The following is a 19,158-nucleotide window of genomic DNA, read 5'->3' on the forward strand; positions in this document are numbered from 1 at the left end:
CCGGATGGGGTCTCTTTTTTTATACTACAATTGTATGTAATACATTATGCCCCTACCTGTTGATCTGCACATATATTTAAAATGAATTGATGTTGTTCGATTTTTTCATTTACTTTACTCAATAATTCTTGCTGGATTTCTTTAAATAAAAATTGGTAGCTCGCATTCCACGTTGGTATAACGGATGAAAGATCTAATAAATACTCTTTTTTCTTTTCTAGTTCTTGAATTGTTAAAAAAGTGTTCCCCATTCTTGGCATGTGTCGTCCCCCTATGTTTTTTCTGTATATGTGTGAACGATTCTATAGTATTAATTATCTCATTTTTTGAGAAGGATTTCCAATTTTGTTTTATGATGTTAAAGGAGAGGTGCTATTTGAATAAAAAAAGAGACCCATTTGGGTCTCTTTCTAGGAAGAGATTCTGAACGAGCCGCTTCCGCTTTTAGATTAATATCTAGCTCCAGCGGCTAAAATGTTCGGTGGCTTCGCTTCTTCCGCCGAGGCAAAATGCACCTCTATGTCAGAAGCTCCATCCTCCTCACATTTTGAACGAGCCGCTTCCGCTTTTAATTAAAATACTTGTTCTACTTCAATAACGCCTGGTACTTCTTCAAGTAATGCGCGTTCGATACCAGCTTTTAGTGTGATTGTAGAACTTGGGCAGCTTCCGCAAGCACCCATAAGGCGTAATTTTACGATACCTTCTTCAATGTCTACTAATTCAACGTCTCCGCCATCGCGAAGTAAGAATGGACGTAATTTATCTAATACTTCTAATACTTGTTCTTCCATATGTGGGTTTTCCATTTTTATCGACTCCTTTCATCAGTTTTATTATAATCAAGATAGAGGGGAAAATCTATTTTTTCTCTTCTTGTTTTATTGTCGAAATATTTTATTGTGTTTTTTCAGTATAGGGGTAGGGAATAAGTTTGTAAAATGATGTGCTTATGTAATAAGACATCTTAATATGCTGTTGAAACAAGAGGTGGGGGAGAAGAAATGGTTAATGTGCAAGTGTATGGGACGAAAGTAATTTGTGCGAGCTGCGTTGGAATGCCATCTTCAACAGAAACGTTTGAGTGGCTACAAGCGGCGATTGGTCGTAAATATGAAGGGCAAGAAAATAAATTTAATTTCGAGTATATTGATTTTCAAGAAGAGCAAGAAGATGAAGATAAAAAAGCATTCGCAGAGCGCGTAGTGGAGGAAGATCTATTTTATCCAGTCGTTCTTGTAAATGGAGAAATTGTTGGAGAAGGAAATCCTCGTTTGAAGGATGTTTACGAAGAAATCGAGAAATATTTATAAAGCAGGAAGTCTTTGCGAATTCGCAAAGGCTCTTTTTTATTGGAGGGATAGATGTGAAAAATGGAGTGAAGCATGCGTTACCAGAGGAAGTACAACAGTTAATGGAGCGGTACACAGTAGAATTAAAAGAAATTTTTTTGGATGAAAAAATAGTTGGGGTATATATTTACGGCTCTATCGCACTCGGTGCATTTCATGCAGAAACGAGCGATGTTGATTTTGTTACAGTAATAAGTGATTCTGTGAATGAAGCTGAAAAACAGCAACTTGTAGAACTTCATAAGAAACTTAGTGATGGTACGTTAGGGAAAAGAATGGATGGTATGTATATTCCGCTTGCTGACTTAGGGAAATACAATGATGAAATGAATGAGTACGCGTATTGTGCAGATGGTAAAGCGAATGTAGGTCATTGGGATATTAATGCGGTCACATGGTGGACATTGAAAAATCAAGGTATTACAGTTACCGGGAAAGAAGCGGAAGATCTTCCGTTTCAAATAAGGTGGGACGATGTAGTCAATACAATGAAATACAACGTAGAACAATACTGGAGTGAAAAAGCAAAGCAGCCATATTTATTTTTCGTAGAAGAGTGGGTAGAATCAGCTGTCGTTACGATGGGCCGTATTTTATATACACTAGATCATAAAACAATCGTTTCAAAAGATAGTGGATTGCAATACTTGTTAGAACGTTCAGGGGAAGAATGGGAGCTTTTATTAAAAGAAGTAGCGAGAATACGGCAGAATCCAAAAGAAAAGCGAATGCTCTCAAGGTGGAGAAGAGCAGATATGACGAGGAAGTACTTACTGCATTTAATTGAAACATGTAGAGAGAAGTGGTAGGGAAAAAACAGACGATACATTAGATTGTATCGTCTGTTTTTGTGTTGAAATTGGTATATAATGGTTTAAAAGGTTTAATTATACTGGAGGGAAGAGGATGAATACAGAATTAGCTATTTATGAAGAAAAGTATGTAGTAATGAGTATGTGCGAAGTAATTAGCATGATAATAATTATTTTTGGAGTAATACATGGAATTGGTTTTTTAAACATTATATATGACTCTTCCTTATATCCATGGTATGTAGGCCATCTTATTCCGCCTTTAACATTTCTTACTATTACTTTTATATATGCACCAGCAAGAAATTACTGTGTGTATTTATTAAAATCAATACAACTCAACAATTTTTAACATTATGTAACGATAGTAATGATGATGGTAGTACTGCTTATATATCTTGCGGTATTAAATTTATTTTTACCACATGGGCTTCGTGTGGATGAATCTAATATAGTAATAGAGCCTACTAAAAGTGAAATCATTTTATACGTAGTTGTACTCACGATTTTTGCACCGATTTGGGAAGAGCTTGTATTCCGAGGTATGTTTTTTATGAAATTATCTCAGCACTTTTCTACACTTAGTAGTGCTGTTATAAGTGCTTATATATTTACTTTAGGTCATCCCCTTACGGAAGGTAGTGTTTTATATATTTTTGGTATGGGTGTATGTTTAGCCTACGCATATAAGAAAACAAATAATTTACTCGTTCCAATTGGAATTCATGTATTAAATAATGCATTTTATTTATTATTGAATTTTCAACTGTAAAAAGACGCCTTTTTTTGAAAAGGGCGTCTTTCGTATTTTGTAGAAATGGGTTTACATGTACTGTGTAGAGGAAAGGTAATACGAAATATGGATAGTTTCATGTGAAACATTTTATTATCAAATATATAAAATGATTAACTCAGTGTATTAAATGTATCATTCATAAGTATTCTAATATATTTAAAAGTAAAATAGAATAATAAACGGGTAATTGTCGGAATAAAGTCGATTTCTGTTCATTTTTATGAAATATATGTACTTTTTGTTAGAATCCTTCTTTTTATTTCTATAAAATACACGTATGTAGAAATAAGAAAAGGATGATGTACGTGAAGGACACCGTTTTACAAGAAACAATTTCTCCGCAACAGTTACATACAGTTGTTCAAAAGAATACGGCGTATTATGACTTTAAGTGGGGGAAAGTAGAAAATCCAGCGCAAGGGAATACGTGGAATTGGGTAGCCTTTTTCTTCCCACCTTTTTGGTTAGCTTATCGTAAAATGTATAAGTTGTTTAGTATACTTATGTTATTATCGGTTCCTAGTATACTTATACCGCCTTTTATAGACATTCCCGATGGGATTTTTATATCAATTAGTTTAGTTTTTCAATTAGGAATGATGATATTTACTGGATGGCAAGGAAACCGTTTATATTATAAGCACGCTGTTCGTATTTTACATAAGGGAGAAAATATGCCTGATCATGAGAAGGCGTATTACTTACAATTAAAGGGTGGCGCTAGTTTTGCTGGCATGATTGGTTTACAAGTTATAGTGACGATAGTATTTGGTGGAGCTATGTTTGGACTTTCCCTTTTATCAACTGAGCCGAACATTAAAAATATGGTTCGTTCAAGTGGTGAAGGTGTTACTCTAGAGATTATGACGGATAATCCAACGTGGAAGCTTGTAAAGAAAGAAAAAGATTATGATGTAGTAGAATTTACTGGTTATGATTATACAGAGAAGAAAAACGTGAAAATAAAATTTGCTGTTTATTTCGATGAAGAGTATTTCGAGTGGCAAGAGGTATATGAAAATAATAAGAAGTTAAGTGAAGAAGAGTTAGAAGAGTATCAAATTTACGTTGAAGAAAATATGTGGGTTTTCTAGAGGGAAACTCATTCATTTTGAAAAGAAGAATCTTGTGAAGGTTCTTCTTTTTTTATTGGAAACACCATACGAATTGAAATTTTGTAAAATACAATAAAAAATGAGAATTTGAGGTAGGCTTGTCAATAACGTAAGACTGTGGCACTATAAAGAAATGCTATACAAATTTTATTTATCGAGATGTAAACATCAATTTTGATTTTTACGTATAAATAATGAACGGAGGAAATGAATTTATGGCTACTTTACCAAATTGTCCAAAATGTAATTCAGAATATACGTATGAGGATGGCGTTCTTTTCGTATGTCCTGAGTGTGCTCATGAGTGGGGCAAAGAAGCAGAAGCTGAAAATAATGATGGTGCGAAAGTTGTAAAAGATGCGAACGGAAACGTTCTTCAAGACGGCGATGCTGTTACTGTTATTAAAGATTTAAAAGTAAAAGGAACTTCTTCAGTTGTGAAGATCGGTACGAAAGTAAAGAGTATCCGTCTAGTTGATGGCGATCACGATATTGATTGCAAAATCGACGGTTTCGGAGCTATGAAGTTAAAATCACAATTCGTTAAGAAGGCGTAAATAATAAAAAAAAGAGGAGGCGAGTAGCCTTCTCTTTTTTTTATTGTCATTTTTTGTCGGTAAGTCGATATTCCTTGTCGAATCGCCGATATATTTCAAAAATCGTTGATATAATTTGAGTTACGATAGATATATTCGAAAAATCGTCGATATAATTTCATTTACCATGAACAGTGGACAATTTATCGCGCACTATAGTCAATCTCTTTCAACTGACACCGCTTATTAAAGAATGTTTTATATCCAAGCTGTAAGAAGATAATAACAGCAAAGGCAGTACTTCCTGAAATACCGAGTATGATAGCAATTTGATATTGAATAGCTGTAAATGGTGATACACCAGATAAGATTTGCCCTGTCATCATGCCTGGTAGGCTTATAATCCCCATTCCGACCATAGAATTGATCGTTGGTAAAATAGCAGAGTCAAAAGCGTCACGGATGAGCGGAGCGGCGGCTTCTTTCGGTGTTGCGCCGAGCATAAGTGCTCCTTCAATTTGACCTCTTTGTGATTTCATATTGTTTAAGAATGTATTTGCTCCGAGAGAAACACCTGTCATTGCATTCCCAACTAACATTCCTGTAATCGGAACGATGTATTGCGGTGCATACCAAGGATCGTGACCGATAATAACAAAGATAAATAGTAGAAGTGGTCCAATTGATCCGGCAACCATGGAAAGAGCGGCTACTCGTTTTAAGTCTTTTGACATTGGGATGTTAACTCGTTTATAAATATTAAAAATTGCAAAGGTAGTAATAGAAGTAATAAGAGCAATTGTATAAAATGGATTACTATTTTCAAATACGTATGTAAGGACATAAGCAACAAGTACGAGCTGAATCGTCATACGGAATGTTGCGAGTGCAATTTGTTTCTCACGCGGAATCCCTTTTAATTTTACAAGTCCAATTAATATAAGAATAAAAATATATGCAGCGGCAAGTTGCCAAATTTGGAGTTCAATAACGCCCTTCAACTGAGAGCACTTCCTTTCTGGTTGCACCGTTTGCTTTACTAATCTCAATAATATCGTCTGCAATTTCTTCTGGAAGTTGTTGTGAGTGTGTGATGAAGATAACTGTTTTTTTCTTTTCTTTTGCTAGTATAGTAAATTGTTTCATAACGCGGCGTTCTGTATCACTATCTAGCGCCGATGTTGGTTCATCTAATAAATAGACAGGTGGATCCATAAGTACGATACGTGCAAAAGCAAGTCGTTGTTTTTCCCCGCCTGATAATGAATCGGCATTGTCTTCTAAATTTTTTTCTAAGCTAACAGTCGTTAATGCGCTACGCAGTGCATCATCATTTGGAAATGGTTTTTCAGAAAGACGAAGTCCCATTAATAGATTGTCTTTAATCGTTCCATCAAAAATAGGTGGCGTTTGCCCAAGCATGATTACATCACGTCGTAATTGAATAGGTGGATAGTCAGAAATTAGTTTTCCGTTATATTCAATTGTACCAGATGTTGGTGATTGCAAATCATTTAGCATGCGGAGTAATGTACTTTTTCCGCTCCCACTCTCACCGATAATACATGTGATTTTTTCTTTTTGAATCTGTAAATAAGGAATGTGTAGTATATCTTTATATGTAACGTCTTTTAATATAAACATAAATGGCTCCTTTCTGATTCTAGCACTATCGTATCAAAAAAGAGAGGATAACGGTTATAAAGAGCAACGTTTTTTCTTCGTCTTGAGTTCTATTAATAAGTTAAGTAAACGATCTAATTCTTGGCTGAAAGAAATTACTTTATCATGAGTGAATCCATATTGTTCAACGAGATAAATCAGCTCTTTCTTCTTTGCTTCTATTCGATCGTTTAGTTTCGTTAAGTTCATAAGTGAAATGGAATGCCTCCTGTAAAAGTATTTACAACACAAAAAATAAGACCGAATGACTTCGGTCTTAAAGGAAATAAAACAACTTATAAATAGCATACACTGTTTATCGATAGTTTTTAATATAAAAATGAAAAATAAAGCATTATTCATATTGAGAAAGATGTGTCTGATAATTATATTGTAACTCATAAAAGAGGCTGCCTACTTAGTAGACAGCTTATAAAGTATTAACCTTTATGATATTTGTACATCCAAAGAAGACCAGATTTTAATAATCTCGGTACACGTCCCATTAATGGTTGGTTTGCTAGTAAACCAAAGCCGTGCTTCTTTCCAAGAGAACCGAGAACACCTTTTAATTTAATAACCGGTAGTTCGTCAGGAAGTGGTTCATTATTCCAACGTTTTAATAATATTTGGACAATTTGTTCTCCTTGACCTTCAGCAAGTTGGGCAGATGGTGCGTGTGGAAGTGCTGCGCAATCCCCTACAACATACACGTTCTCGTTATTTGGAATATTGTGATATTTTGTTAAAACGACCCGTCCGCTACCATCTTGTTCAACTGGAAGATTTCGAACAACTTCATTTGCTTGAATACCAGCTGTCCAGACGATTGCATCACATTCAAGTGGTTCATCATGGTTGTACACAATATTTGGTTCTACTTTTGTAATGTTAGAGTTTCGTATAATAGTAACTTTATGTTTTACGAACCATTCTTCTACATATCTACTTAGTTTCTCTGGATATGGGAATAGAATCCTATCTTTTCGATCAAATAAGTGAATTTTTAAATCAGAACGGCTTTCGCGAAGTTCACTTGCAACTTCAACGCCACTTAATCCAGCACCAACGACAGCTACTGTTGCGTTTGGTTCTAGACTATTTAATTGTTCATATGTCTTACGTGTTTGTTCAATCGATTGTAGGCTATGTGTATATTCCTTCGCCCCAGGAACGTTATGATATTTATCTTCACAGCCAAGACCGATAATTAAATCATCATATTGGATCGCTTCGCCGCCATCGAGGTGAACAGCTTTTTCTTCGAGATCAATATTTGTTATTGTGCCGTATTGAATATTGAGGCGTGGGTGCTCAGGAAACGGTATACGAATATGCGTTTCTGAAATAGTACCCGCAACTAATGCATAATATTCAGTTTTGAAGCAATGATATGGTACTTTGTCGATTAATGTCACTTGTACATCATCTGGAAGTTGGTTGCTTGGAAGTAGCCGCTGCAGAATTCTCATTCCACCGTAGCCGCCACCTAGTATTACGAGGTGTTTCATGATGGATTACCCCTTTTCTGTTGAAATATCCCCTAATCATACAATTTTATATTAATAAAATATTTTGACTTTACTCAATCAAATTATATCGAATTTGTGAACAAATAACAATGCATGAATGAATACTCTGTTGTACAATAAGAAGAAAAGTAAAGTAAACTGTTTTGCCTTTTTAGTTACTATTTTATTGCAAGTAGCATGTTATATAAACTAAAACCATCTACTTTGAAGTGAAATAGTGAAGTAACTAAATAGTTTAGAATGTATAACGAAAACAACAAGAGACAGCTTAGTTTTCTTCTTATAGATAAAGTCAGAAGGTAATTTGTTTTGTAGTACAGGGGGGAGAATTTTGATTAAACCATTAATTGAATTTTGTGTAGGTAACCTTGCAAGTGGTTCACAAGCAGCTTTAGAGAAATTAGAAAAAGATCCGAATTTAGATGTAATGGAGTATGGTTGTTTAGGATATTGTGGCATTTGTTTTGAGGGGCCATTTGCACTTGTAAATGGTGAAGTAGTACAAGGTGCTACAGTAGAAGAACTAGTCAATAATGTATATGATTATTTGGATGAAAATCCAATGTTTTAAGGTGTTGCAATCGGCAGCACCTTTTTCTTTTTCTATTAGATAAAATCCTATTTCGCAGGGGAGGATAATACTGAATATAAATAAAAAAAGGCCCTTTTAAAAGGGCTTTTTTCTTACACAATTTGTGCAAGAGTGGCTCATCGCCAAATGTTGTCAAATATGAGAAACGGGGGACATTCATATTGTGTTCTAAAAGCATGCATTTTATACTTGAAATAACAAATTATTTTTGGAGTGAATATAAATGAGCCAATTTTCTTTTACAAAAATGCATGGTCTTGGCAATAGTTATATATATGTAAATATGTTTGAAGAACAAATTCCGGAAGAAGATTTAGCTCTTGTGGCGGAAAAGGTTTCAAATATTAATACTGGTATTGGAGCAGATGGAATGATTTTAATTTGTCCATCTGACGTAGCTCCGGTGAAAATGCGCATGTTTAATAATGATGGATCAGAAGGAAAGAGTTGCGGTAACGGTTTACGCTGCGTAGCGAAATATGCGTATGAGCATAAACTAGTGGAAGAAACAGTTTTTACAATTGAAACGTTAGCTGGTATTGTAACGGCGGAAGTAACGGTAGAAGAAGGGAAAGTTACGTTAGCGAAAATCGATATGGGAGCACCGCGTTTAACGCGTGCAGAAATACCGATGCTTGGTGAAAGTGAAACACCATTTATTCGTGAAAACTTCTTATACAATAATCATCGTTATGCATTTACAGCTGTTTCAATGGGGAATCCGCATGCAGTTATTTTTGTGGATGATGTAGAACAAGCACCTCTTACAACACTTGGTCCAGTCCTTGAGACACATGAAATGTTTCCAGAGCGAGTAAATGTTGAATTCATCGAGATTTTGAATGAGGAAGAGATGAACTTCCGCGTTTGGGAACGAGGATCTGGTGTAACACAAGCTTGCGGGACAGGGGCGTGTGCTGCGGTTGTAGCCTCTATTTTAAATGGAAAGATGGAACGTGGTAAGGAAATTACAGTTCATTTAGCTGGTGGCGATTTAATGATTGCATGGACAGAAGAAGGCAATGTGTTAATGAAAGGACCAGCGGAAGTAATTTGCCGCGGAGTGTATGAGTACAAGATAGAAGCGTAAAGATGTATAATAGAATGAGAACAGAAAGGATGTGTATTTCATGATTGAAGTAACAGAACAAGCAGCTTTTCAAATTAAAGATATGTTAAAAGATGCTGAAGATGGAGAGAAGTACGTGCGCCTTGCTGTACATGGCGGCGGATGTACTGGCCTTTCTTACGGCTTAGGATTTGAAGTAGAACCAAAAGAAGACGACACAGTTCTTGAATTTTTCGGTGTTGAATTTGTTATCGATACAGAAAGTGCTCCAATTGTTAAAGGAGTAAAAATTGATTATAAACAATCTATGCTTGGCGGCGGATTCACAATCGACAATCCAAACGCAATCGCATCATGCGGATGTGGATCATCTTTCCGTACAGCGACGAATGCTGGTAAGCCGGAAGAGTGCTAAGTTTTTAGCAGAAATAAAGAAAGACCTTTTTAGCGATGAAATAAAATCGTTAAGGAGGTCTTTTCTTTTGTCGTAAAAAGCAAAAACGTCGCATTCCCAATTTAGAAACCGATCTTAAGATATGTTGCATAACGAATGTTAAAATCTAATTTATCCCGCTTTAATGGGCAGTAAGACCCCCACTGATTAAAGTTTCACTTTATCTTTGCATAGATGCAAGTATCAGTTAGTTGTTTGCCGTCAGCTGTAAGGTCTTCATTACGTAATATTCCTTCAAGCTCAAAACCTAATTTTTCAGGAATCGCACGACTTTTCGTGTTATTACGTTCACATCGTATTTCAACCCTTCTAAATTTGAATAACTGAAATCCAAGGTTTATTAACGCATTTACTACTTCTATCATATATCCATTTCCACTAAATTGGGTGTTAATCCAGTATCCAATTTCAGATTTAGAAACCTTCCAATCAATTCTGTGAAGGCTAGCAGTTCCAATAAAATCATTCGTCTCCTTATGGTAGATAAGATAGCGAAAGCTTTCTCTTTTCAAAAAATCTATATGCGCATTTCTCAGGAGAATTTCCGTTTCTTCAACAGTAGGAATTGACTGAAATAAAAGCAACCATTGCTTTAATTCATTAATGGAATCTTTAATAGCTTGTTGTACTATATTCCCTTCGCCAGCTTGAAGTGGTGCTCGAAGAATGAGTCTGTCTGTTTCTATTTGTAACGGAACATCTAATAAAATAGGGTTCATATTATTTCACCTCTCGAAAACTTTAAATTAGGACAGAATGAAACGTATGTAAAAAACTTTCGCTTAAAAGTTAGAGAACAATAAATATATATTCAATTCATCATTTAGGAATCCCTTTTCATATGTTGAAGACGAAACTGCCAGTTGGTACAAAAAAATAGCTGCTGAAGTAGCTTTAAGTTGTTCAACTCAGGCATTATTATTTATTTGAGCTTCTTTTAAAGTTCTCTTTTTTCGAATTATAATTGAAGGATAGAAAGAGGGGGATATATGCTGGAAGATATTTTTGAATTTATATTGAAGTACGTTATAGGTCCTATTCTTAGATTTATAAGATACCTTGTGATAGATATTATAATAGAATGCATAATAGAAGGTGTAATAAACGGTATAAGGGAATTACGTGATAAAATCCGTGATAAGTGGCGAAACTGGCGTGAAAGACGTTATTGGCGGTAATAGGTACATAAAAAATTGGCAAGAGATAGAGGATAAAAAGCCTTAAGGGAGATGATTAATTCATTTCCTTTAAGGCTTTTTAAGTAGTAGCAACGCATCCAAGTTTAGAATCCGTACTCATTCCAATTGGTGACGGAATGACGGTTTCTAAACTGAAGAAATAATTATTATCTTACAAAAGTGTAATGTTCATGTCATGTTTTTGAATTTCTTCTTTAAAGCTTAGGCTTTAAGATAACAATATAAGAAAAACACATGAGGTGAAGGAAATGAAAAGATATATTGCACTTTTTAGTATTTTAGTTGTATTTGCAAGCCTATTAGTGGGCTGTGATTTAAACCGTATGGGTAAAGATGAGTATTACGTTCAAATTACAGTAGATGGAAAAGAGTATAATGGTAAGTCGGATAATGGTCAGCCTTACAAAGATTACCAATATAAACTAACTGGTTTTGATAAAGACGGAAAAGAAAAAGAGTTAGAATTTACTGCACAAAAAAACTTACGTAAAGATGCATTCTTACGTGTATATCACTCAGATAAAAAAGGTGTATCAGCTTGGGAAGAAGTAAAGAAAGATGAGCTTCCTGCGAAAGTGAAAGAAAAACTAGGTGCAAAATAAGAAAGAAAAAAGGAATTGACGAACAGTGTCAATTCCTTTTTATATTCTCAAAATCCTCTTCTGAAATGACTTTCAATCCATGTCTTTTGAATAAAGCAGTTGTTACCCCGTAACCAGTTTGTTTATTCCCGTTAAATTCTCCAGTGTAAATCGTAGAACTACCACAAGATGGACTGCGTTCTTTTAAAATAATATATTCTGGATGTAAGTCTTTAATTTGTTCTAGAGCTTTATAAGCACCGCTCACGAAAGCTTCTGTGACATCTTCCCCGTCTTTTGTCATTACTTTTGCTTTTCCATCCAAAACGTCATCGCCATTCCCGCCAATAATTTCAGCTGATGGACGAGGCGTTGGCAATCCTCCTAATACTTCAGGACAAATGAGGACTGTATCTTCTTGTTGCAGTAGCTCCTCTATTTTTGAAACGAGATTGTCATTTCCATCATACCGGCAAGCGATACCACCTAAACAAGCACTTACTACGATCATATTGTCACCTCCAAAAAAAATTAAAATATCACGCCAATTTTGCTTCCTGACTCTTACCTATAAATGAGGTGATAAAAATGGGAAGCTTATATAATTTAATGAAACCACACAGTGAATTTCGAAGTAAAGAAGAGTTTAATACATATCAAAAGCAAGTTTTGAAGTACTATCGATTCCAATTAAATAAGACGGATACTACCATTGGCGAGTAAAGAGTGTTGTGAGAGCGTATAAATACGGGGAAATCCGTAAAAATGTTAAGGCGCTTTTATATAGTACAGTGCGGGATCTATTTTTAGAGGTTGGACTAGAATGGGGAGCAGCTGTGAGAAGAAGTAAGGGGATACCGTTATTTGATCCGTTTAAAAAAGAGCCATGCGTATAACACATGACTCCAAGTCGTTAATCAAACTTTCTTACAACTGGAACACGAATCGCTACAAATAGTACGAAGACGATAACGGCGATTGCACCGCTTTTCATAACGGTTACGATTGGAATTCCTATTGCAAGTGCGATTGATGTGAATGCATAAGAAAGCGGGATAAAGCCCATTGATGATAGCATAAGTAAACTCATTACGCGTCCCATCATTTCTTCTTTTACTGTCGATTGAATCATCGCCATAAGCGGAACGATAGCCATTGCGATTGTAATACCGTAAAACATACCAGCTAATAATGCTTGCCAAAGTACGGTGCTAAAGTTGATGGATAAGAAGAAGACACCAGACAGTAGCATCATGATAATGCAAAATATACCGCGTCTGCGATTAATATTTTTTAAACCGACAATGACAGCACCTATTGCCATTCCGCCACCTACAGATGCTTCTAAGTAACTAAACTGAAGCGAATCACCGTGCAGAACATTTTTAACGAAAAGCGGGAAACCGACTTGCATCGGACCAATTAAAAATAAGTTTAAAAAGGCGCTACAAAGAAGGAAAGTTGAAAGGAATGGTGATGCCTTTACATATAAGATTCCTTCTTTAATAGAAGTGAACATGCCTTTGTCTGTATTTTGCTGCTCTGGCATCGTAAATTGTATTTTTTGAACGAGTATGGCTGCGACGATCAGTAATAAAATCGTGATCGAAAAAATCGTTTCATAGTTCGTAAATTTGATAAGAATGCCGCCAAGTACAGGACCTAAGATGACCGATGCTTGGTTTGTCATTTGTGTAAGTGAGTTTGCTTGTGTTAAACGGCTTTTTTCTACAAGTTCAGGCAAGATAGATCCATCAGCTGACCAGAAAAAAGCATCAGCAAGCCCAAAGAATAAAGCGAATAAAGCAAATGTATATAGTGTTACATCACCTACGATGAACCATGTAAGGATGGTCGCGACAAGAATAGCACGAATAATATTAGAATAAAACATAATGTTTTTTTTCGGGAATTTATCAGCTACAGCGCCGCCGATAATCATAAAGATAAGCCTTGGAACACTAAGAGCTACGAAAACAACACCAAGTGAAGCCTCAAGGTTTAATGTTTTTGCTATGTACCACGTTTGTGAAAAAGTAAAAAAGGCTAAAGCAAAACTTGAAAAGAGTGTAGCTGCCCAAAGAAAAAGGAAATTCGTATTTTTTAATAACGGTTTTCCGCTTCCTTCTAAAGCAGATTTATTTTGTTGTAGTTCCTCCATATTGCTTCCTTTCTATGTGACAAATTTAAACTAAAAAACTTGTTAACAATCAATTTATCCCGCGTTAACGGGCAGTAAAACTCCCAGCTCAAAATTTGGCTCGAGCAAAGAAGTTAGGTGGGAGACCAACTGCCCGTAAACGTCCGATTGGTTCAACTAATACTCAGTAGTGGGGGGATGCCCCCCCACTACTGAGTATAGTTTCACTTTATACAGTTTCTAATATTTCTATACTGCACTTTCTCATTGTAGACAATAATGTGGAATTTGCACAGTGGCTATTTAACGACAAAAAAGAAGATACCAAATGGTATCTTCTTTTTTGTCGTTTAGGCTAATGCAATATAAATATCTAATTGTACGTTGGTTGGATCTAACGCTCTTTCATCATAAAGCTCAAAGTCTGTTGTAAAAGCACGTTTGTTTTCTTTTGACCATTTCCAAATATATTCCCAAGCCTCGCAAACGACTTCAGCAACTGGTCCTTTTCTCGTTGTAAATACCGCATATGTAGCGGCAGGTATTATTAAAGTTGTCATATTTTCAGGAACGTCTTCTAATGAAGAAACGGGCATGCCGATCGTAAATTGATATGTACCAGTTTCATCGGATTCGTAATTTGAGTAAAAAGCGAATGTTTCTTTCGTTTGTTGATTTGGGATGTGAGACATGATTTGTTCTTGGAAGTATTGGTTCCAAAGCCCGGGAATTTTTCCTTCAGTAGATGCCTCTATTTCATTTGTCGTTGTAATTGAAACGCCGATTGCTTGGAAAGCTTCTTTTCTTACGATAATAGGTTCTTTCATCTTAAAATATCCCCCTTATTAAATAGAACGTTTGTTCTTGTTTATTGTAACATATTTTGGAAGGATACGGTAGCACAATAAGAAAAGAACTCCTTCACGTAAAAGGAGTTCTTTTCATTTCTATATTAAAACATACTAGAGCTGTGCATTGGTTGAAGTTTTGCGTTTGGATCGAAGTAAGCTTTTGCATTATTTACTGCTGTTGGTGCTTCACCGAAGCCGCAAGCAATGAGTTTTACTTTTCCTTCATATGTACAAATGTCACCAGCGGCGTAAATGCCAGGAATATTTGTTTCCATTTTTGAGTTCACGAGAATGCTGTTTTTTTGTATATCTAAGCCCCAGTTTTTAATTGGGCCAAGAGAGGAAACGAAGCCGTAGTTTACGATTACATCATCAACATCGATGATAATTTTTTCTTCCGTTTTTACGTGTTGAAGAACGACTTGTTCAATTTTGTCATCACCAATGAGCTCAACTGGAACATACGGTGTGCTTACTTCTGCGCGAGAATTCATTAAACTTTCTACGCTATGTTCATGCGCACGGAATTTATCACGGCGATGAACGATTGTAACTTTGTCAGCGATTGGCTCTAACATCATTGTCCAATCAACAGCTGAGTCGCCGCCGCCAAATACTACGACGCGCTTACCAGCAAATTTATTCATATCATCAACAAAATAATGTAAGTTTTTCTTTTCGTACTTTGCTGTCCCTTCTAATTCTAAGCGGCGTGGTTGAAAAGCACCATTGCCAGCAGTAATAATAACTGATTTAGAATAGTGAGTTTGCTTATTCGTAACAAGTTTAAATATACCGTCAGCTTGTTTCTCAAGCGTATCAACAGCTTCTTCTAAACAAACAGTTGGGTCAAATTTCTTCATTTGCTCTTTTAAGTTATCAACTAATTCTTGTGCGCGCACTTTCGGGAATCCAGCTACATCATAAATGTATTTTTCAGGGTAGAGTGCGGATAATTGTCCTCCAAGTTGAGGTAAGCTTTCAATGATTTTTACACTTGCTTGTCTCATACCGCCATAAAATGCTGTGAATAGTCCTGTTGGACCACCACCAATGATTGTTATGTCGTAAACTTTTTGATTTTCTGCCACTTTCATTCCCCCTATAGATGGAATTTTGATATTGATTTCATATATTGTTCATATGTACACGAAAATCCTGCAAATGATGCCACTTTCAAATAAATGATAGCATATTTGAGTTCATAATACTTCTGAAAACGACTGAATTGTGTGTAAGTTTTCGCATAGATGCTTTTTAAATTGTATAAAATATGGTGAAAGGAAAATACATGAAAAAAAGGCTGAAAAACCCTTGAAAACGCTATGTTATTTTAAAATATTGATAATTCGCCAGACGCTTGAATTCTGGAATAAAACCGACTAATATAGGGAAGTATTATGTTAAATTTCTATGACAAAATTCGTACGATTTTTTGACTGCGTTTTGTTATGATATAGAATGTGATAAATTCCACATTCTTGACAAATAGAGTTTTTAGTACTTGGTATTATTTTTCATTACTATTATATAAAGAAAAGGGTTGTGATTTGGTGAAGACTCCAAAAATCGTAGTTTTAGGTGCAGGTTATGGCGGGATGATTACGACTGTTCGTCTGCAAAAAGCATTATCTGTAAATGAAGCTGAAATTACGTTAGTAAACAACAACAGCTATCACTACCAAGCGACTTGGTTACACGAGAGCGCAGCTGGTACATTACAAGATGAAAAAATCTGTCTAGATATTCAAGACGTTATTGATACAAATAAAGTGAACTTTGTACAAGACACAGTAGTAGAAATTAAAGCTGCTGAAAAACGCATTATCTTAAAAGACGGCGAGTTAGAGTATGACTACTTAGTAATCGGTCTTGGTTTCGAATCAGAAACATTCGGAATTACAGGATTAAAAGAGCATGCATTCTCAATCGCTAACATTAATGCAACTCGTGAAATTCGTGAGCATATGGAAGCTAGTTTCGCTAAATATGCAACTGAACAACGCGATGAGCTAGTAACAATCGTTGTTGGTGGTGCTGGATTTACTGGTATCGAATACGTAGGTGAGCTTGCGAACCGTGTTCCTGAACTTTGCAAAGAGTACAATGTACCACGTGAAAAAGCACGTATTATCTGTGTAGAAGCTGCTCCAACAGCACTTCCAGGTTTCGATCCAGCATTAGTAGAATACGCTGTAAAACAACTTGAGAAAAAAGGCGTAGAATTCCGCATCGGTACAGCAATTAAAGAAGCAACTGAAGAAGGTATTATCGTTGCAAATGGCGATGATACTGAATTAATTAAGTCTGAAACAGTAGTTTGGGCTGCAGGTGTTCGTGGTAATGGTATTGTAGAAGAGTCTGGCTTTGAAGCAATGCGCGGACGTGTAAAAGTTGATGAGTACATGCACGCTCCAGGATACGAAGAGGTATTCATGGTTGGTGACGCAGCGTTAATCATTAACGAAGAAATTAACCGCCCATACCCACCAACAGCACAAATCGCAATTCAACAAGGTTACAACATTGCACACAACTTAACTGTATTAGTTCGTGGCAAGGGCGAAATGAAGAAATTCGCATTTGATAATAAAGGATCTGTATGTTCTTTAGGTCATGACGATGCAATGGGCGTTGTTATGGGCAAAAAGTTAACAGGTTGGAAAGCTTCTTTCATGAAGAAAGTAATCGATAACCGTTACCTATTCTTATTAGGTGGACCTTTATTAGTTCTTAAAAAAGGTAAATTAAAGTTCTTTTAATATATAGTAGAAAAAGCAGAAACGGCTAAGAGCTGTTTCTGCTTTTTTCATTTTAAAAATATAGTATAATATATAAAAAAAGAAAGAATATTCTGTCCGTTCTGGTAGAGGAGGGTATTACATCATGGAGAAACGAGGGAAAGTGTGGTTAGCTGTCGGTGGCCTAGTAGCTACAAAAGATGGCAGGTGGCTCTTCGTTAAGAAGAAGTACAGTGGATTAAAGGGGAAATGGTCTTTGCCGGCTGGTTTTGTAAATGAAGGTGAGACGGTTGATGAAGCTGTGAAACGTGAAGTGTTAGAAGAGACAGGCATTGTCGCTCATGTGAAGGGAATCATTGGTGTTCGATCGGGCGTGATTCGAAATGAGATTAGTGATAATATGATTATTTTCCTTTTGGAGCCTGAAGGAGAAAACATTATTGTACAGGAGAAAGAATTGTCTGAAGTAGCATTTCTACATCCAGATACGATTGCGGACGATCCGAATACGTCTGTACTTATTAAATATTTGTTAGAAAGAAAATCAGAACTACATCTTGAAATGGACAAAACATTAAATCCAGGGGAGCAATTTGGTTATACCGCCTATCACGTATTTACGGCGCATACGAAGGAGAGGGAGAAAGAGTGAGTATACCGGTACTACTTATTTCAATGATGTTATTTTTTATTTTGTTTTTTGGAATTGGATTTTTACTCAACATGATTTTGCGAGCTACATGGGTAATGGTTATTGTGTATCCAATTGTTTGTATGCTTATTATTAATAAGGCGAGTGTGTGGGATTATTTTTCAAAGCCAAAAGAAACATTTTCTTCATTTGGGAAAAGTGTATCGCATTTAGGACAAGCAGATATGTTTATTTTATCTACTGGATTAGTAGGTGCTGTATTAGCAGGAATCGTAATTAAGAAACTCCGGAAAAGTGGATATCAAATGTTTTAATCTCCAATTCATTTGGAGATTATTTTTTTTGCATATTCCTTCATTGTATAGGGAATGATTAACGATGAAGGAGTGTGGAATATAAAAATGTTAAAACGATATTGTATTCGCATTATGATGACTTGTTTACTTGTATCCGCATTATGCGTAACATGGAATGCTTTCACAGGAGTTTCTTTATTAGAGATTGTAAAGAAGTATGAGGGAACGAGTGCAAAAGAAGTACATGCAGCAGAAATTAAGAGAAATGTTGCTCCGAGTAAAGAAGTGATAAATGCTTTAGAGCAGGCGAAAGACTGGTCTAAATATCGTTCAATTGAAATGACTGCAACAGGTTATACGTCAGGAATTGAGTCAACTGGTAAGAGGCCGGGACATCCGGAGTATGGTATTACATATTCAGGTGTTAAGGTGAAAAGGGATTTATATTCCACAATCGCAGCGGACTTACGCGTATTCCCAATTGGAACGATTTTATTCGTACCAGGTTATGGGTATGGTGTAGTAGCTGATAAGGGCGGTGCTATAAAAGGAAACCGTCTTGATTTGTACTATGATACGGTGAAAGATGTTTATAGCCAATGGGGTAAGAAAAAAGTAAATGTGTATGTAGTGAAAGTTGGAGATGGTAAGTTTTCAGAGGAAGAGTTAACGATGTTAAATCAAGACGAAACGATGCAAGTGTTTCGCGGTCAATATTTAAAACAAAGATAGTCTAGTGGTAATTGCGCTAGACTTTTTTTATTTCATAATAGAGGTA

The 19,158-nt window shown here is 35.8% G+C and carries 25 protein-coding genes and 3 pseudogenes; 17 read left to right on the forward strand and 11 right to left on the reverse strand.

Features of this window, described 5'->3' with window-relative positions; genetic code table 11:
- Positions 1-44: 44 nt before the first annotated feature.
- Positions 45-260 (reverse strand): hypothetical protein, encoded by a 216-nt coding sequence (locus tag MR115_RS23290; protein WP_001137787.1) that lies wholly within the window; start codon positions 258-260, stop codon positions 45-47.
- A gap of 312 nt (positions 261-572) precedes the next feature.
- Positions 573-809 carry a NifU family protein gene (locus MR115_RS23295; RefSeq protein WP_000431158.1) on the reverse strand — a complete coding sequence of 79 codons (237 nt, stop codon included), beginning with the start codon at positions 807-809 and terminating at the stop codon, positions 573-575.
- Positions 810-1,004: 195 nt separating this feature from the next.
- On the opposite strand from MR115_RS23295, the gene MR115_RS23300 reads away from it, so the two are divergent.
- The 5 genes and pseudogenes from MR115_RS23300 (at position 1,005) to phnA (ending at position 4,632) form a co-directional block, all read left to right on the forward strand.
- Positions 1,005-1,313: a YuzD family protein gene (locus tag MR115_RS23300; protein WP_000248590.1), complete on the forward strand. Its 309-nt coding sequence runs from the start codon at positions 1,005-1,007 to the stop codon at positions 1,311-1,313.
- A 53-nt stretch (positions 1,314-1,366) separates the two neighbouring features.
- Positions 1,367-2,161 carry a nucleotidyltransferase domain-containing protein gene (locus MR115_RS23305; RefSeq protein WP_242242935.1) on the forward strand — a complete coding sequence of 265 codons (795 nt, stop codon included), beginning with the start codon at positions 1,367-1,369 and terminating at the stop codon, positions 2,159-2,161.
- Between the two features lie 97 nt (positions 2,162-2,258).
- Positions 2,259-2,936: pseudogene (locus MR115_RS23310) on the forward strand (lysostaphin resistance A-like protein).
- 323 nt (positions 2,937-3,259) lie between these two features.
- Positions 3,260-4,054, forward strand: a complete 795-nt coding sequence (locus MR115_RS23315) for a DUF2628 domain-containing protein (protein WP_242242959.1) — start codon at positions 3,260-3,262, stop codon at positions 4,052-4,054.
- A gap of 236 nt (positions 4,055-4,290) precedes the next feature.
- On the forward strand, positions 4,291-4,632 hold the full coding sequence (phnA, locus tag MR115_RS23320) for an alkylphosphonate utilization operon protein PhnA (protein ID WP_000212733.1): 342 nt from the start codon (positions 4,291-4,293) through the stop codon (positions 4,630-4,632).
- 182 nt (positions 4,633-4,814) lie between these two features.
- Here phnA and MR115_RS23325 read toward each other — a convergent pair whose 3' ends face one another.
- The 4 genes from MR115_RS23325 to MR115_RS23340 form a co-directional block, all read right to left on the reverse strand.
- Entirely contained in the window at positions 4,815-5,612 is a 798-nt protein-coding gene (locus MR115_RS23325) for an ABC transporter permease (protein WP_088022635.1), read from the reverse strand.
- Entirely contained in the window at positions 5,596-6,255 is a 660-nt protein-coding gene (locus tag MR115_RS23330) for an ABC transporter ATP-binding protein (protein ID WP_131931694.1), read from the reverse strand. Before MR115_RS23330 ends, MR115_RS23325 begins: the two co-directional genes overlap by 17 nt.
- A gap of 54 nt (positions 6,256-6,309) precedes the next feature.
- Complete coding sequence (locus MR115_RS23335) at positions 6,310-6,483, reverse strand: aspartyl-phosphate phosphatase Spo0E family protein (RefSeq protein ID WP_061679578.1); 174 nt, start codon at positions 6,481-6,483, stop codon at positions 6,310-6,312.
- Positions 6,484-6,713: 230 nt separating this feature from the next.
- Positions 6,714-7,784 carry an NAD(P)/FAD-dependent oxidoreductase gene (locus MR115_RS23340; RefSeq protein WP_242242936.1) on the reverse strand — a complete coding sequence of 357 codons (1,071 nt, stop codon included), beginning with the start codon at positions 7,782-7,784 and terminating at the stop codon, positions 6,714-6,716.
- A 352-nt stretch (positions 7,785-8,136) separates the two neighbouring features.
- On the opposite strand from MR115_RS23340, the gene MR115_RS23345 reads away from it, so the two are divergent.
- The 3 genes from MR115_RS23345 (at position 8,137) to MR115_RS23355 (ending at position 9,881) form a co-directional block, all read left to right on the forward strand.
- Positions 8,137-8,376 (forward strand): YuzB family protein, encoded by a 240-nt coding sequence (locus MR115_RS23345; protein WP_000595025.1) that lies wholly within the window; start codon positions 8,137-8,139, stop codon positions 8,374-8,376.
- Positions 8,377-8,620: 244 nt separating this feature from the next.
- On the forward strand, positions 8,621-9,487 hold the full coding sequence (gene dapF / locus MR115_RS23350; protein ID WP_242242937.1) for a diaminopimelate epimerase: 867 nt from the start codon (positions 8,621-8,623) through the stop codon (positions 9,485-9,487).
- A gap of 40 nt (positions 9,488-9,527) precedes the next feature.
- Entirely contained in the window at positions 9,528-9,881 is a 354-nt protein-coding gene (locus tag MR115_RS23355) for a HesB/IscA family protein (RefSeq protein WP_000573830.1), read from the forward strand.
- Between the two features lie 194 nt (positions 9,882-10,075).
- On the opposite strand, the gene MR115_RS23360 is transcribed toward MR115_RS23355, so the two are convergent.
- The gene (locus MR115_RS23360; RefSeq protein ID WP_242242938.1) at positions 10,076-10,639 is read right to left on the reverse strand and encodes a GNAT family N-acetyltransferase; all 564 of its coding nucleotides are present in this window, start codon (positions 10,637-10,639) and stop codon (positions 10,076-10,078) included.
- 270 nt (positions 10,640-10,909) lie between these two features.
- Here MR115_RS23360 and MR115_RS23365 point away from each other — a divergent pair, with 270 nt between their 5' ends.
- The 3 genes and pseudogenes from MR115_RS23365 (at position 10,910) to MR115_RS23375 (ending at position 11,721) form a co-directional block, all read left to right on the forward strand.
- The gene (locus MR115_RS23365) at positions 10,910-11,098 is read left to right on the forward strand and encodes a hypothetical protein (protein ID WP_242242939.1); all 189 of its coding nucleotides are present in this window, start codon (positions 10,910-10,912) and stop codon (positions 11,096-11,098) included.
- An 83-nt stretch (positions 11,099-11,181) separates the two neighbouring features.
- Positions 11,182-11,262 (forward strand): annotated as a pseudogene (locus tag MR115_RS23370) (O-methyltransferase); the annotation flags it as partial.
- 105 nt (positions 11,263-11,367) lie between these two features.
- Positions 11,368-11,721, forward strand: a complete 354-nt coding sequence (locus tag MR115_RS23375; RefSeq protein WP_242242940.1) for a YxeA family protein — start codon at positions 11,368-11,370, stop codon at positions 11,719-11,721.
- A gap of 28 nt (positions 11,722-11,749) precedes the next feature.
- On the opposite strand, the gene MR115_RS23380 is transcribed toward MR115_RS23375, so the two are convergent.
- Positions 11,750-12,211 carry a 2-thiouracil desulfurase family protein gene (locus MR115_RS23380; RefSeq protein WP_242242941.1) on the reverse strand — a complete coding sequence of 154 codons (462 nt, stop codon included), beginning with the start codon at positions 12,209-12,211 and terminating at the stop codon, positions 11,750-11,752.
- A gap of 77 nt (positions 12,212-12,288) precedes the next feature.
- Here MR115_RS23380 and MR115_RS29885 point away from each other — a divergent pair, with 77 nt between their 5' ends.
- The gene (locus MR115_RS29885) at positions 12,289-12,423 is read left to right on the forward strand and encodes a hypothetical protein (RefSeq protein WP_255864071.1); all 135 of its coding nucleotides are present in this window, start codon (positions 12,289-12,291) and stop codon (positions 12,421-12,423) included.
- A pseudogene (locus tag MR115_RS23385) lies at positions 12,414-12,596 on the forward strand (helix-turn-helix domain-containing protein); the annotation flags it as partial. The gene MR115_RS29885 and the pseudogene MR115_RS23385, both read left to right, overlap by 10 nt.
- 17 nt (positions 12,597-12,613) lie before the next feature.
- Here the strand turns inward: MR115_RS23385 and MR115_RS23390 are convergent.
- The 3 genes from MR115_RS23390 to MR115_RS23400 all read right to left on the reverse strand — a co-directional run bounded on the left by MR115_RS23390 (position 12,614) and on the right by MR115_RS23400 (position 15,782).
- The gene (locus MR115_RS23390) at positions 12,614-13,861 is read right to left on the reverse strand and encodes an MFS transporter (protein WP_242242942.1); all 1,248 of its coding nucleotides are present in this window, start codon (positions 13,859-13,861) and stop codon (positions 12,614-12,616) included.
- Between the two features lie 329 nt (positions 13,862-14,190).
- Positions 14,191-14,667, reverse strand: a complete 477-nt coding sequence (locus MR115_RS23395; RefSeq protein ID WP_242242943.1) for a GyrI-like domain-containing protein — start codon at positions 14,665-14,667, stop codon at positions 14,191-14,193.
- A gap of 125 nt (positions 14,668-14,792) precedes the next feature.
- Positions 14,793-15,782 carry an NAD(P)/FAD-dependent oxidoreductase gene (locus MR115_RS23400; protein ID WP_000829779.1) on the reverse strand — a complete coding sequence of 330 codons (990 nt, stop codon included), beginning with the start codon at positions 15,780-15,782 and terminating at the stop codon, positions 14,793-14,795.
- Positions 15,783-16,244: 462 nt separating this feature from the next.
- Between MR115_RS23400 and MR115_RS23405 the strand changes: the two genes are divergently transcribed.
- The 4 genes from MR115_RS23405 (at position 16,245) to MR115_RS23420 (ending at position 19,112) form a co-directional block, all read left to right on the forward strand.
- The gene (locus MR115_RS23405) at positions 16,245-17,453 is read left to right on the forward strand and encodes an NAD(P)/FAD-dependent oxidoreductase (protein ID WP_000856609.1); all 1,209 of its coding nucleotides are present in this window, start codon (positions 16,245-16,247) and stop codon (positions 17,451-17,453) included.
- Positions 17,454-17,577: 124 nt separating this feature from the next.
- Positions 17,578-18,084: an NUDIX hydrolase gene (locus tag MR115_RS23410; protein WP_063260535.1), complete on the forward strand. Its 507-nt coding sequence runs from the start codon at positions 17,578-17,580 to the stop codon at positions 18,082-18,084.
- A complete protein-coding gene (locus tag MR115_RS23415) occupies positions 18,081-18,398 on the forward strand; it encodes a YuiB family protein (RefSeq protein ID WP_242242944.1) in 318 nt (105 codons plus the stop codon). Before MR115_RS23410 ends, MR115_RS23415 begins: the two co-directional genes overlap by 4 nt.
- A gap of 87 nt (positions 18,399-18,485) precedes the next feature.
- Positions 18,486-19,112: a 3D domain-containing protein gene (locus MR115_RS23420; protein ID WP_033656415.1), complete on the forward strand. Its 627-nt coding sequence runs from the start codon at positions 18,486-18,488 to the stop codon at positions 19,110-19,112.
- The last annotated feature ends 46 nt before the right edge of the window (positions 19,113-19,158 follow it).

The organism is Bacillus cereus group sp. BfR-BA-01309, assembly GCF_022664315.1.
GTDB classification, from domain to species: domain Bacteria; phylum Bacillota; class Bacilli; order Bacillales; family Bacillaceae_G; genus Bacillus_A; species Bacillus_A mobilis.

Coding starts and splice junctions, on each gene's coding strand:
- MR115_RS23365 (WP_242242939.1), top strand. CDS start 10,910: ATGCTGGAAGATATTTTTGAATTTATATTGAAGTACGTTATAGGTCCT.
- MR115_RS23295 (WP_000431158.1), bottom strand. CDS start 809: ATGGAAAACCCACATATGGAAGAACAAGTATTAGAAGTATTAGATAAA.
- MR115_RS23390 (WP_242242942.1), bottom strand. CDS start 13,861: ATGGAGGAACTACAACAAAATAAATCTGCTTTAGAAGGAAGCGGAAAA.
- MR115_RS23290 (WP_001137787.1), bottom strand. CDS start 260: ATGCCAAGAATGGGGAACACTTTTTTAACAATTCAAGAACTAGAAAAG.
- MR115_RS23315 (WP_242242959.1), top strand. CDS start 3,260: ATGTACGTGAAGGACACCGTTTTACAAGAAACAATTTCTCCGCAACAG.
- MR115_RS23335 (WP_061679578.1), bottom strand. CDS start 6,483: ATGAACTTAACGAAACTAAACGATCGAATAGAAGCAAAGAAGAAAGAG.
- MR115_RS23330 (WP_131931694.1), bottom strand. CDS start 6,255: ATGTTTATATTAAAAGACGTTACATATAAAGATATACTACACATTCCT.
- phnA (WP_000212733.1), top strand. CDS start 4,291: ATGGCTACTTTACCAAATTGTCCAAAATGTAATTCAGAATATACGTAT.
- MR115_RS23300 (WP_000248590.1), top strand. CDS start 1,005: ATGGTTAATGTGCAAGTGTATGGGACGAAAGTAATTTGTGCGAGCTGC.
- MR115_RS23375 (WP_242242940.1), top strand. CDS start 11,368: ATGAAAAGATATATTGCACTTTTTAGTATTTTAGTTGTATTTGCAAGC.
- MR115_RS23360 (WP_242242938.1), bottom strand. CDS start 10,639: ATGAACCCTATTTTATTAGATGTTCCGTTACAAATAGAAACAGACAGA.
- MR115_RS29885 (WP_255864071.1), top strand. CDS start 12,289: ATGGGAAGCTTATATAATTTAATGAAACCACACAGTGAATTTCGAAGT.
- dapF (WP_242242937.1), top strand. CDS start 8,621: ATGAGCCAATTTTCTTTTACAAAAATGCATGGTCTTGGCAATAGTTAT.
- MR115_RS23380 (WP_242242941.1), bottom strand. CDS start 12,211: ATGATCGTAGTAAGTGCTTGTTTAGGTGGTATCGCTTGCCGGTATGAT.
- MR115_RS23420 (WP_033656415.1), top strand. CDS start 18,486: ATGTTAAAACGATATTGTATTCGCATTATGATGACTTGTTTACTTGTA.
- MR115_RS23355 (WP_000573830.1), top strand. CDS start 9,528: ATGATTGAAGTAACAGAACAAGCAGCTTTTCAAATTAAAGATATGTTA.
- MR115_RS23410 (WP_063260535.1), top strand. CDS start 17,578: ATGGAGAAACGAGGGAAAGTGTGGTTAGCTGTCGGTGGCCTAGTAGCT.
- MR115_RS23395 (WP_242242943.1), bottom strand. CDS start 14,667: ATGAAAGAACCTATTATCGTAAGAAAAGAAGCTTTCCAAGCAATCGGC.
- MR115_RS23340 (WP_242242936.1), bottom strand. CDS start 7,784: ATGAAACACCTCGTAATACTAGGTGGCGGCTACGGTGGAATGAGAATT.